General features: G+C 65.3%; 5 protein-coding genes. 2 read left to right on the forward strand and 3 right to left on the reverse strand.

What is annotated here, in order from left to right:
- Both FFS30_RS23650 and FFS30_RS23655 read right to left on the reverse strand, forming a co-directional pair.
- Window positions 1–2,510: hypothetical protein (locus tag FFS30_RS23650; RefSeq protein ID WP_212742574.1), on the reverse strand; the 2,510-nt coding region annotated here is incomplete at its 3' end.
- Window positions 2,511–2,933: 423 nt separating this feature from the next.
- Entirely contained in the window at window positions 2,934–5,393 is a 2,460-nt protein-coding gene (locus tag FFS30_RS23655) for a DUF11 domain-containing protein (RefSeq protein ID WP_137915680.1), read from the reverse strand.
- 388 nt (window positions 5,394–5,781) lie between these two features.
- On the opposite strand from FFS30_RS23655, the gene FFS30_RS24030 reads away from it, so the two are divergent.
- Window positions 5,782–6,009: a hypothetical protein gene (locus FFS30_RS24030; RefSeq protein ID WP_212742575.1), complete on the forward strand. Its 228-nt coding sequence runs from the start codon at window positions 5,782–5,784 to the stop codon at window positions 6,007–6,009.
- A gap of 147 nt (window positions 6,010–6,156) precedes the next feature.
- A complete protein-coding gene (locus tag FFS30_RS23660; protein ID WP_137915681.1) occupies window positions 6,157–10,791 on the forward strand; it encodes a choice-of-anchor U domain-containing protein in 4,635 nt (1,544 codons plus the stop codon).
- Between the two features lie 121 nt (window positions 10,792–10,912).
- Here FFS30_RS23660 and FFS30_RS23665 read toward each other — a convergent pair whose 3' ends face one another.
- Window positions 10,913–12,853: a DUF11 domain-containing protein gene (locus FFS30_RS23665; protein ID WP_137915682.1), complete on the reverse strand. Its 1,941-nt coding sequence runs from the start codon at window positions 12,851–12,853 to the stop codon at window positions 10,913–10,915.
- Window positions 12,854–13,844 lie beyond the last annotated feature (991 nt).

Here is a 13,844-nt window from a genome sequence, read left to right on the forward strand (position 1 = left end):
ATCGTCGGCGTGCCCGACAGCGTGATGCCCGTCGGCAGGGTGTCGGCGATCGTGATCGCCGCGGTCGTCGGACCGTTCGCGATCGTCACCGCAATCGCGTAGCTCTGGCCGCTTACGCCGACCAGCAGCGGATTGACCGATGCACTCTTCGTCGCCGTCACTTTCGGCGGATTGCCAACGGCCGTCGTCGGCGTGCTCGGATCGCAGGCTTCACCGGTCGCGCTCGTGCACGACGGATCGCCGCCGCCTGACAGGTTTGCCGTGTTGTTGCCGCCCGACGCACCGACCGCCGCAGCGGCCACGTTGATCGGTACGGTGATCGTGTAGGTGCCATTCGCCAGACCGGTGGCGATCGTGCAGCCCGTCAGGTTGCCGCCCGAGGTCGGACAACCCGTCAACGATGCCGCGCTCGGCGACATCGTCGGCGTGCCCGACAGCGTGATGCCCGTCGGCAGGGTGTCGGCGATCGTGATCGCCGCGGTCGTCGGACCGTTCGCGATCGTCACCGCAATCGCGTAGCTCTGGCCGCTCACACCGACCAGCAGCGGATTGGCCGATGCCGTCTTCGTCGCCGTCACTTTCGGCGGATTGCCGACGACCGTGGTCGGCGTCGACGGATCGCACACCTCGTTCGTCGCCGCAGCCGTACAGTTCGGATCGCCACCGCCGCCGAGATTGGCTTTGTTCGTACCGCCGCTGGCGCCTACCGCCGTAGATGCAACGTTGATCGGCACGGTGATCGTGTACGTGCCGTTCGCCAGACCCGTCGCCATCGTGCAGCCGGTCAGGTTGCCGCCCGAAGTCGGACAGCCGGTCAGCGATGCTGCGCTCGGCGACATGGTCGGCACGCCCGACAGCGTGATGCCGGTCGGCAGCGTGTCCGCGATCGTGATTGGCGCGGTCGTCGGGCCGTTCGCGATCGTCACTGCGATCGTATAGTTCTGGCCGCTCACGCCGACCAGCAACGGATTGGCCGATGCCGTCTTCGTCGCCGTGACCTTCGGCGCGATCGGCGCCGTTACGCTTGGGTCGCAGACTTCGCCCGTCGCGATCGTGCATGACGGATCGCCGCCACCGCTAAGGTTGGCTGTGTTGTTGCCCGTCGTCGCGGTCGCCGCGACGCTGATCGGAATCGTCACCGTGTACGTGCCGTTCGCCAGGCCCGTCGCCAATTGGCAGCTCGCACCGAGACTACTGCCTGAGCTTGAGCAGCCGCTCAGCGTTCCACCGCTCGTCGTCACCGTGCCAGAGATCGTGATCCCGGTCGGCAGCGTGTCGGCAATCGTGATCGGTGCCGTGCTCGGACCATTCGCGATCGTCACTGCGATCGTATAAGTCTGGCCGGTGGCTCCAACGACCAAGGGATTCGGATTCGCCGCCTTCGTCGCCGTCACTTTCGGCGGGTTGCCGACGGCCGTGGTCGGCGTCGACGGATCGCACACCTCGTTCGTTGCCGCGGCGGTACAGTTCGGATCGCCACCGCCGCTGAGATTGGCTTTGTTCGTACCGCCGCTGGTGCCCACCGCTGTGGATGCAACGCTGATCGGCACGGTGATCGTGTAGGTACCGCTCGCCAGACCGGTCGCCATCGTGCAGCCCGTCAGGTTGCCGCCCGAAGTCGGACAGCCGGTCAACGACGCCGCGCTCGGCGACATGGTCGGCGTGCCGGACAGCGTGATGCCGGTCGGCAGCGTATCCGCAATAGTGATTGGCGCGGTCGTCGGGCCGTTCGCGATCGTCACTGCGATCGTATAGTTCTGGCCGCTCACGCCGACCAGCAACGGATTGGCCGATGCCGTCTTCGTCGCCGTGACCTTCGGCGCGATCGGCGCCGTTACGCTCGGGTCACAGGCTTCGCCCGTCGCGGTCGTGCAAGTTGGATCGCCACCGCCCGAAAGGTTCGCGGTGTTGTTGCCGGTCGTCGCGGTCGCGGCGACGCTGATCGGAATCGTCACCGTGTACGTGCCGTTCGCCAGGCCCGTCGCCAATTGGCAGCTCGCACCGAGGCTGCTGCCCGAACTCGCGCAGCCGCTCAGCGTTCCACCGCTCGTCGTCGCCGTGCCGGAGATCGTGATCCCGGTCGGCAGCGTGTCGGCAATCGTGATCGGCGCCGTGGTCGGGCCGCTCGCGATCGTCACTGCGATCGTATAAGTCTGGCCTGTGGCGCCAACGACCAAGGGATTCGGGTTCGCTGCCTTCGTCGCCGTGATCCGCGGATTCGTCGACAACGTGGCATTCGCCGGCCCACTATTCGTCGCACCTTGCGTGCTGGTCAGGGTGCTCGCCGCGATCGAGTTCGGATAGTCGGTCGCCCAGGCGGACGGTGCCAGCAGGAGCAGCAGCCAGCTCAACGCGACGGCCTGCAATATCCGCGACGGCGCAGACAGCCAAGCCGCGCGGCTGCGCTGCCCGGCAGTCGCTTGCGAGCCGTGACGCGTGAATGTGCTTGGTGTCCGCGGCAATGCCGCAGGCAGGCCGAAGAAACGTGCGGAAATACTCTGATTTCCCATCACTGCCCCCTGAAAATAAAAAATTCCCGAGCAGATCTCGGGAGTCCACCCTCGACTCTCTGGTCGAGGGCGTGGTTGTCGCCGCACCGGCGCAGCCGGCGGATGTAGCTTCCGATCCGCGAACAGGTGCGCTGCTCACGCGAAACGGAATGAAAATCTGTCGCGCAAATTGCGCTCGCGCGTGCACGATTTGAGACGGCCAAACGGGCGACGACGAACCGACAGCCCTGTCGCTTCGACGGACGAGCTGCATTCCGATCGCCTTGGCGGAAGCCGAACGTCATACCGGCTGCATCGCGCGCACTTTCAGCGCTGCGCGGACCGACCGATGAGTTCCGTTGTGTTTGGGTGATGAGCCGTTTCAACATATGCCGCAGGTTTCAAAGAGTGATGGACTGATCCGCATGCCGAGTGCCGAGGCGCTCAGGGCGCGGTGACCGGAACGGTGATCGTGCAAGTGGCGTTGGCGCCGACGCTGCCGCCGCTCAGCGATGCGCTGGTGCCGCCGAGCGCCGCGCTCACCGTCGCGCCGCCCGCGGTGTTGCAGGTCGTGGTCGCTGCCGGTGATGCGGCTACCGTCATCCCTGCCGGCAGGCTGTCGGTCAGCGATACGCCGGTCAGAGCCACCGCTCCGGCCGCCGTGTTCGCGATCGTGATCGTCAGCGTCGACGTGCCGCCGCCGGCGATCGGATTGGGGCTGAACGCTTTGGTCACGGTGACGTTCGGCGGATTGCTCACCGCCGTCGTCGGCGTGCTCGGATCACAGGCTTCGCCGGTCGCACTCGTGCACAACGGATCGCCGCCGCCCGACAGATTCGCCGAGTTGTTGCCGCCCGACGCACCGACCGCTGCTGCGGCCACGTTGATCGGCACGGTGATCGTGTAGATCCCGTTCGCGAGGTTCGTCACCAGCGTGCAACCGGTCAGGCTGCCGCCCGAACTCGGACAGCCGGTCAGCGCCGTCGCGATCGGGAACACCGTCGGCGTGCCCGACAGCGTGATGCCCGTCGGCAGCGCGTCGGCGATCGTGATCGGCGCCGCGGTGGGGCCGTTCGCAATCGTCACCGCGATCGTGTATGTCTGCCCGCTCGCGCCGACCAGCAGCGGATTGGCCGACGCGCTCTTCGTCGCGGTCACCTTCGGCTTCGGCGTGTTGTTCAAGGTGCAGTCGATCTTGTCGCCGTTCTGAGGAGTCACCGTGAACGACTGCCCCGAACCCGAAGGCAGGGTGGTTCCGGACGCGGCCACGACCGAAGCGCTGCAATCGATCGTCGTGTTGTAGTTGCCTAGGTTGGCGCCGCTGGCGCCGATCTCAGTCAGGGTGTAAGTCGTGCCGGCGGTCGCGCTCACCGTGCTCGTACTGGCCGTGGTGCCGGTGCCGCTCGTCGTGCCGGCGGTGCCTACCAGAGTTCCCGCCGGCTGCTGCACCTGTACGGTGAACTGATCCGTATTAACGCGGCGGCTGTTGATCTGCTTGCGCAGAATGATCGTGGCGCCGAGCGCCGCGATGCCGGTGTTGGTCACGGTGCAGGTAATCGTATCGCCGGCGACGGGCGTGATCGCCGGCCAAGTCGCGGTGCCGCCTGCCGCCGTTCCGGCCCCGGACGGCAAGGACGAATTCGGCGTGCCGCCGCTGAAGGCGTTGGTGCAGACCAGGTTGCGGTTGTACACCGCGAAGTTCAGCGGATTGCTGCCCGATTCGGCCAGCGTATAAGCGGTGCCGGCCGTAGCGATGAAGGTGCCGGTCGTGGCAGTCGTGCCGGTGCCGGAGGTGGTGCCGCTCGCGAGCGACGTGCCGCCGCTGTTCTGGATCTGCACCGTCCACTGATCGCCGGGCAGAAGGCGGTTGTTGTTTACCTGTTTGACGAACGTAATCGTTGGCGGCCGGTTGATCAGCGTGCAGGTCGTCATCACTCCGGCGGGCAGCGCGGTCAGAGTCGCCTGATTGGAAGCGACGCTGCCGGTCACGCCCTGGTCGCAGGACACGCCGGTCATCGCATAACCGGTCGGAAGGGGGGCGGTTTCCTGGATCGTCACCACGCCGCCGGGATTGCTGGCGCCGGCGTAAAGCGCGGGCTGGTTGCCCGCCGTACCCGTATCCGTGTCGAGCGCGACCGACGGCGTCGCCGTACTCGTGACCAGGCTGAAGGTGCTCTGATTGCCTGCCGTGACGAGATTGTCGTCCAGGTTCGTCGTGGCGAAATTGAACGTGCCGCCCGCCCCGACCGGCGTGTTCTTGACGATGCAGAGGCTGGTGTCAGTCAGCGTTACGTTGCGGACGTAGAAATCGTCGGTTCGACCCTGCGGTTCTCCGTTCTCCATGCGCTGCGCACCAATGACGAGGGGTCCCGTCTGGGCGACGTTGTCGGGCAGGCGAATGACGATCGTTGCGAAATTCGGCGACGCGCCGTTGGCCGCCCTGAAGGGGGCCGGCACGGCACCGGAAACCAAGGTCGCGCCATTCAATGCGTTGACAGCGGCTCCGCCGGTCGGACCCGCATCGCCCGCGTTGGCGTTGGTATTCGGCCTGTTGGTGAAAGTCGCGGTCAACGCTTCGACGTAGATGACGCCGTTGTAACTGACCACCAGGCGCGCCTGGTTGCCGTCGTAGACGTTCGGCGCGCCGCCGTACTGAGCATTGTTCCAGGCGTAGTCGAATTGCAGCAGAGCGCCGCCCGATACGCGGGTGACGGTCTGGGTCATCGTGTCGAAACCGGTCGGCACGGTCGCATTGACTGTGCCGTTGGTCTGGTCGTCCCAATGCTGCGCGGCGTTGAAGCCGAGCGCGCCGGTCGTCCAGGTGGTCGGAGGCGAGCCGCCATTGTCTCCGTTGGCGACTGCCCAGCCGGCGAGACTATTGCTGCTGCCGGTGCTGTCCGTCACACGTTGGGGCACCTGGACGCAAGTCTGTGCGTATACCGCGCCGAAACTCCACAACAGAAGCAGCGCGAAGACTGCCGGCCGCGAGACGGCCGATCGACTTATGCGCCGGCTTGGCGCCCGGCCAAGGCCGATCGTTCGGGCAAATGCCACGGCATCGAGAGTGCGGCGCGCAGGAAATACCCGAGCGCACAAAAAGTCGCTGCTGGAGACCACAAATCCCCCTGGTTATCAGCACGTCCCGCTGATTAGGTTTCTGTCCTACCGACTTACTTACGCAAAAGTGCGAACTAGTCCTTCAGTCCATGCCGTCAGAGTTCCCTGCGTAGCGCACCGGCTGACTAAACATGTCTCTAGTTATGAGATTTAAATCACATTTTATATTGAAAATGTGACGTGCATCAATGCCTGCCGTCGCCGTCCGCAGACCGTCCATCCGGGGAACGAAGCGTCGATCGACCCGATGAGCGCCGAAAAGCAAGCTATGTGCCAAGGCGAGGAAGTCATCGCGATGCGGCCGCGGGAACGCGGCAAAAATGAGGAAAAACAAAGCTCCGATGCGGCTCCTTGGCCCGATTGGGCTGGTGCCGCGGCGCGGATCTTTTTTGCAGGCGGATGACGGACTATTGCTCTACCGCGTCACAATTTGACGCCGGAATGTGAAAAATTTCTCAACCGAGTTGGCAACTTTGCTTTGCCGCAAGGCGTGATCCCTTTTTCCGGCTTTCCGCGTCTTGCTACGCGACTGCAATCCGGGATACCGCCAATGAAGTCCATTCACACCGTGTCAGCGCGTCGCGCGCCGCTCGTTTCTCTCGTACCGGCTCTGGCCGCTCTGCTCGCCGCCGTCTCGCTGCCGGCAGCGGCGAACACCTTCACCGTCACGACCGGCGGCGACGGCTCGCAGCAGGTCGGCAACACCACCACGTGTGCGGAAGTCGATGGAAGCAATCAGCCGACCGGCAAATGCAGCCTGCGCGCGGCCATCGCGGTCGGCAACGCGATCAGCGGCGCTCACACGATCAATTTCGATCCCAGCGTACTGACGGTCACCGTGATCAACGGCGCGATGGCTCAGTTGCGCGCGCAGTTCACCGTCACCGGCGCCTTTCCCGCGCGTACGGCGATCGATGGCAACGGCCATGGCTGCCTGGATCTGACCGACTCGGGAGACCCGGCGGTCAATCATCAGAAAGGCGCGACCGGCTCGACGATTCAGAATCTCGTGATCGGCAACTGCAGCGGCGCCGGCATCAGCGCGAACGGACACGGCTACACCTTCAACAACAATTTCATCGGAGTCAATTCGCTCGGCCTCGCGGCGTGGCCGAACAACGGCAACGGCATTTCGCTGTCGGCGTCGACGGCCTATGACGATCAGTTCATCGACACGTCGGCACTGAACGCGCTCAACAATGCGCTGCCTGCACAGCCAGTGAGCGCGGCCGACATCAGCAACTTCTCGGCCAATCTCGCTACGACACTGCAGAACCTGCAGCCGAACACGATCAGCGGCAACGTCATTTCCGGCAACATCCTCAACGGCGTCGAGCTGTTCAGCAAGAATCTTGCCGGCACGCTGCTGTCGAACAACATGATCGGCACCGATCCGACCGGCGCAATCGCGATCGCGAACGGGCAGAACGGCGTGCATCTGGTCGGCAGCACGTTCGGCAATCTCATCGGCCCGGGCAACGTCGTCGCCGGCAATACGCAGAACGGCATCCAGATCGACGCCGGCGCGGTGTTCCTGCCGAACTTCATCATGGGCAACCGCATCGGCCTGTCGAATCTCAACGGCACGCACGTCGGCAACTCGCTCAGCGGCATCGGCGTCGACAGCCAGCCGTCCACCGACCCGGCCTATTTCAATCCGAGCATGACCGCGCTCGTCATCGGTCCACTCAACGTCATCGCCGACAACCAGGGCGCGAATAACAATGCCTTTCCCGACGTGATGGGATCGGACAACGCGGGCATCCTGATCACCGGCGCGAGCACCGGCGTCAAGGTGGTCGGCAACTCGATCGGCATCGCCGAGTTTCCCGCCGGCACGCCGCTCGCCTCGAAGGCTTATGCGAATCTCGGCGACGGCATCATCGTCACGACATCGGGCAATCAGATCGGCGGCAGCGGTGCGGCCGACGGCAACGTGATCGCGAACAATGCACGCCACGGCATCGTCGTGCGCGGCAGCGCGACGACGGGCAACAACATCCTCGGCAACTCGATCGGCGTGCATTCAGGGCTTGCCGGCAATCTCGCACTCGGCAACGGCGTCGACGGCATCCATATCGACGCCGCGAGTTCGACGACGATGGGCGGCACCGGCGCCAAGGACTTCAACACCATCGCTGCAAACGGACGCAACGGCATCAAGATCGTCAACGGCGGCACGCAGAACGGCTGGGGCAATCTTGCCCAACGCAACCTGATTTATCACAACGCGACCGTGTCGGCCGGCGTCGGCATCGATCTCGACTTTCTGCAGAACGCGGCGAATCCGCTGCACGCGGAAATTCCGGCGAACTACACCAACCTCGATCAGGCGCAGCCGGTGATCTGCATCGGCCCCGGCGATTCGGGCGCCTGCTCGGGCTCGACCGCGCCGAAGTCGACCGGCGGGCTCACCGCACTGCAGTGGACCTTGGCAACGCACGGCCCAGCGAATTTCCGCATGGAGTTTTTCGCGATCGATCAGGCCGATCCGAAAGCCGCGACACAGATGACCTATCTCGGCCAGCAGCTCATCACTACCGACGCGAGCGGCACACCCAATTCCCCCGTGTGTCCGCAGGGCCGCTGCGGCACGACGCTGTCGGTATCGACCGGCGGCGCCTATCTGCTGATGACGGCGACCGACATCACCGCACTGACCGACGTGCCCGGCGGCGGCAACGACTGGAAGGCGAATCTCAAGTGCTTCGTCGGCAAGTTCGGCGACCCGACCGGTATCCTGCAGGCTTGCACGGCAAACAACACGTCGGAGTTCTCGGCTACGGTCAACGTGCCGCAGGCGCCGCCGAGCGCGATCACTGCGGCGGCCACGGCAATCACCACGACCGGCGCGACATTCAACGGCACCGTCAACGACAACGGTGTGACGACGGCGGCCTCGTTCGAGTACGGCCTCGACACCAGCTACGGCACCACGCTCGCGGCGACACCGGCCAGCATCGTTGCGGGCGCCGGCAACACATCGGTATCCGCGACGACGAATGCGCTCGCCTGCAACACGACTTACCACTTTCGCGTCGACGCGAACAACGGCGTCGGCGGCACGGTCAACGGCAGCGATATGAGTTTCACCACGCTCGCCTGCCCCGCGCAGGCGCCGAGCGTGACCACGACGGCCGCGACCAACATCACCGCGACGACGGCGACGATCAACGGCGTGGTCAGCGCCAACGGTGCGCAAACCGGCGTCTCGTTCGAGTACGGAACGACGACGAACTACGGCAGCAGCATCAATGCGACGCCGAGTTCATTGCCGGCCGGTGCGAGCAACACCAATGTCGCCGGCAACATCTCCGGTCTTGCCTGCGGCACGCAGTATCACTTTCGCGTGGAGGCGTTCAACGGCGTCGGCGGTCCTCAGCTCGGCAATGATCTGAGCTTCACCACCACGGCCTGTCCCGCACCGACGGCGGTCACGCTGGCCGCGACCAATGTGACGACGAGTTCGATCACGTTCAACGGCAATGTCGGCCCCAACGGCAACGACACCGCCGTGCATTTCGACTACGGCGCGGACACGAATTACGGCAGCGTCGCCAACGGCTCGCCGGCCGCGGTGCTCGCCGCCGCGGGCGCGACGGCCGTCTCGGCGACGATCGCGGCGCAATGCGGTACGACCGTGCACTTCCGCGTGCGCGCCAACAACGTCATCGGCACGACCAACGGCGGCGATCTGACCGCAACGACGGGCGCTTGCGGTGCGACGCCGCCGACTGTGTCGACGAGCGCGGCGACCAATATCACCGAGACGGGCGCAACGCTCAATGGCAGCGGCAATGCCAACAACTACACCACGAGCGCGAATTTCGAATACGGCACGACGACGAGCTACGGCCAGACCGTGCCGGCGATTCCCAGCCTGCTGTCCGGAACCGCCGCGACTGCGCTGTCGGCGAATCTGAGCGCTCTCGCTTGCGGCACGACCTACCATTTCCGCCTCAGCGCGACCAACGCCGGCGGCAGCGTCAGTACGGCCGACCGGACTTTCACCACGTCGCCCTGCCCAGGCCAGGCGCCCACGGCGAACACCGGCGTGGCGAGCGCGATCACCGCGACGTCGGCCACGCTCAATGCCGCGATCAGCGCCAACGGCGCGGCGACTATGGTGAGCTTCGACTACGGCGCGACGATCGCCTACGGCCTCAGTGCGCCCGCCGGGCAGAGTCCGCTCGCGCAGAATGCGAGCAATGCTGCCGTCTCCGCCACGGTCACCGGGCTGAGTTGCGCGCAGACGTATCACTTCCGCGTCGACGCGAACAACGGCAACGGCGGCACGATCTACGGCATCGACCAGACCTTCACGACGGCCGCCTGCCCCGCGCAGATACCGACCGCGACGAGCCTCGCCGCGACCGCGGTCACCGCGACCTCGGCCACGCTCAACGGCACGATCAATGCGAACGGTGCCGCGACGACGGTGTCGTTCGCCTACGGCGCGACGGCAGCCTACGGCAGCACGGCCGCGGCAACGCCCACATCACTGCCGGCGAATGCGCTCGGTACGACGGTGTCGGCGGCAATCGGCGGTTTGAGCTGCGCCACGAGCTATCACTTCCGCGTCGACGCAACGAATGCCAACGGCAGCGGTCACGGCGGCGATCTGAGCTTCACCACGGCGGCCTGCCCCGCCGTCACCATGTATACCGGCCCGACTGCGACCGGCACGGGCACTGCGACCGCCGTGCTTTCGGGCGGCGGCGCGACCTGCACCCTGGTCAATCCGGCCTTCGTCGCCGCGCCCGCAGCGTTGCCGCCGGGCGTGAGTTTCCCCGACGGCCTGTTCCATTTCACCGCGAGCGGCTGCTCGGGCAGCATCACGCTGACGGTCACCTTCCCGACCGCGTTCTCCGCCGGCGTGCAGTATTGGAAGTACGGCCCGACATCGAGCCAGGTCAGCGATCATTGGTACACGCTCGGCGCCGGCAACAATCTCTCGCTCGCCGGCAATGTTGCGACGTTCACGATCGCCGATGGCGGTTTCGGCGACGACGACCTCAGCGTCAACGGCACGATCATCGACGCGGGCGGACCGAGTCTCGCCGCGACGGTCGTTCCGCAAGCAGCCGTGCCGGCGCCCGCACTCGATGCGCGCAGTCTCGCGATGTTGATCGCGCTGCTCGCCGCGCTCGGCGCAGTCGCCGTACGGATGAAATCGTCGCGTTAAACCAGCAGGAGCGTTGCCCCCTCTCGCGTGCCCTGCGTGGAGAGGGGGATTTTTTTGAATCGAAATCGTCGCCGCGCGATCAGCACGAAGCGATCGACTCCGCACTCCGCGCACGCCTGCGTCAGGGAGCGGTCACCGTAACCGTGACGGTGCAACTCGCGTTTGCGGCAATGCTCGCACCGCTCAACTGCACCGTCGTATTGGCGTTCGTCGCCGAGACCGACCCGCTGCACGTCGTCGTCATCGCCTGTGAGGTGACGACGGTCATGCCGCTCGGCAGATTGTCGGCCAAGCCGACACCGGTCAACGCTACCGCGCCCGCTGCCGTGTTGTTGATCGTGATCTGCAGAACGGAAGTGCCGCCTCCCGCGATCGACGCCGGCGTGAAGCTCTTCGCCACGGTCACGTTCGGCGCCACCGCCACCGTCGTCGAAACGTTGGTGCAATGGTCCACCGGCGCGCAAGACGCCCCGGCGGTCGGCGGTGAGGTCAGGCTGTCGCCGCCTCCGCCGACCGAAGCGTAATTGACGACCGGGCTCGCGCTGAGTGCCGCCGACCCGACATTGACCGGCAGAGTGAAACTGCTGTTCGCGCCCGCTGCGATCGCTGTGGCTCGCGTACACGTCACCGTCTGTCCGCTGAAGGTGCAGCTCCATCCGCTCGACGAAAGCGTCCCCGTCCAGTTCGGCGTGATCCCGCTCGGCAATACGTCCGACACGGTGGCCAGCGGCGCGGTCGTGCCGGTCGCCGCTGCGCCGGAGTTGGTAACGGTCAGCGTGTACAGCGCGCCGCTCTGGCCCACGCTCCACGGGCCGTTGGCGCTCTTGCTGATGCCGAGGAGCGGACGCGCCGGCCCGGTATTGGTGATGTTGCAGACGATCTGCTGGCCCAATGCCGGCGTCACTGTCCAGTTCGGCGAGGAACCGCTGACAGTCACGGCACTCGACACGCCGGCAATCGTCGCCGTACAGGCGATGCTCGTCGTGTACGCGCTCAAGCTCGAACTGCTTCCGCTCGCCATCGCGTCGTTCAAGGTATAGGTCGTGCCGGTGACTACGGCCTTGGCGCCCGTGGTCGCCTGCTGACCGATGCCGGTGCCCGACGTGGTGCTCTGACCGACGGTCGTGCTGCCGGTGCTGATCTTGACCGTGAATTGATCGGCGGCATTGTTGCGGCCATTGCCGATGAGCTTGTTCAAGGTGATCGACGGCGTCGACGGCTGGATCGATCCGGTGCAGCCGCTGGAGCTTGCGGGCAGGCTCGGATCGAACATGGCCGAAGCGGGAACGATCGCCTGTGCGACAACCGTGGTCGCGCCCGAAGTGGCGCTCCACTGCAGGCGCGCGTAGTTGCGGCCGCCCTGATTGTTCCAGAAAAAACGCATCAGCGCGCAGGAATTTGCGCTCTGCGAGATGACGTTGCCGAAAGCCACGTAGGTGTTTTCGTTGAACGTATACCCCTGCGCATTGCCGGACGGGATGTCGTAGACGGCGCCGCCCGGATTGGATCCGCTCTGACCGTGATAATTCGTATTCGTGTAATCGCTCGAAAAGTCGATGTCGGTTTCGTCGTCGTCGGCGACGCTGAAGGTATACAGTCCCGCGGTCGGGAACTTCACCAGAGCGTAAACGACCCTGCCTTGGATATGGTTCGTGCACGAGATGCCGGTCGGCGCCGTGCTCGAATCGCGGGCGAGTGTGCCGAGTCCGCCCGAATCGGTGCTGGTGCTCGCATTGCACAAGGTCATCGTGTTGGCGGTGATGCCGTTGCTGGTGAGATCGCTGTAATCGACATTGGCGGCAAGCCGCCCCGACGCGGCCGTGCCGGTTCCGCTCAGCGCGGCGTTGGCGGGGTTGCTCGAGATCGCGCGCAGATTCGCCATCGCCGTCGCGCTCGCCGCGAGGTTCTGATAAGTCTGCGCGGCGATCGTGTTGCTCGGTACGGAAGATGCGCCGGCATAGTCCTCAAACAGCACCGTCGCGCCGGCCGGCTTGGCGCAGAGCAGGAGCGCCGCGCACATCCAGGACGCCGGATTCAACCAATTCGATCTGGAAAATTTCATGTCGGTTCGTCCGAAAATTCGTTGATTTCGATGCCTCGCCTTTGCGCCGTCCAGGCGCATGCCGCGCTCGCCGTCGCCGAGACCGGACTAGCCGGGCTCGGCCCAGAACGGGTGCGCGCGAGTGGAGATCTGCAAGCTGGTTGCAACCCCTGATTCCCGTGACGCTACGCGTCGACGTTCGGAAAATTCCATCCGGGAAGTTTTCGCGGAGATGTCGAGCGCCCTGTTCCGCCCGTGCAGACGAGCCAATCGAGCTCGATTCTGCAAAATGTGCGCCAAGTCCGCACATTAAATGCAAACTCCATCACACAATAATAGATCGATCCGCGCATGCTGGACAAGAGCGAAGGACTCCGATTCACGCGGAAGCCACGCCGCATGCGGCGGAAGGCCGCTCGAAACCCATAGGCAACGGCCACAAGCCGTCGTCAAAAGCGATACCAGGCACCGTTGTCGGTATCGTCATGGAGACTGCAAACGCGGCGCTCGGTACCGGCGCGAACACGAACAAAGTGCCGCTCTGCGGCACCTTGTCGGCCACGGCGTGGCCGCGCGGCAGGAAGTACTGCTCTCTTCGGCAGCGACGAGTCTTCTGTAGCTGCAGCTATGTCTCGCCCGCCTTGCTCGACGAGCAACATGTTGGCCATCGCGGCGGCGGCTTCAGCGAATGTGTCGTTGTTGCCGATCGCCGACGCCGATCGAACGAGATCGGCGCCGGACGATCGCGTAGCTAGCTTCCCTGGGCGGCCGCAGCTCGGCCGGCGCAAGGCTTTATGCGCGGCGCTCCGCCGCGCGCAGACGCTGCGTCTTCGCTACGGTGCCGTCACCGAAACCTGGATCTGACACGTCGCTCCGGCAGCCAGGCTGCCGCCGCTCAGCGACACCGAACCCGGATTCCCGTTCGTCGCAGTCACCGAACCGCCGCATTGCGCGCCGGCCGGCGTCGATGCCACCGTCATCCCCGCCGGGAAAGTGTCGGTGAACGCGAGCC

Source organism: Rudaea sp. 3F27F6 (genome assembly GCF_005503555.1).
Taxonomy (GTDB): Bacteria; Pseudomonadota; Gammaproteobacteria; order Xanthomonadales; family Rhodanobacteraceae; genus Rudaea.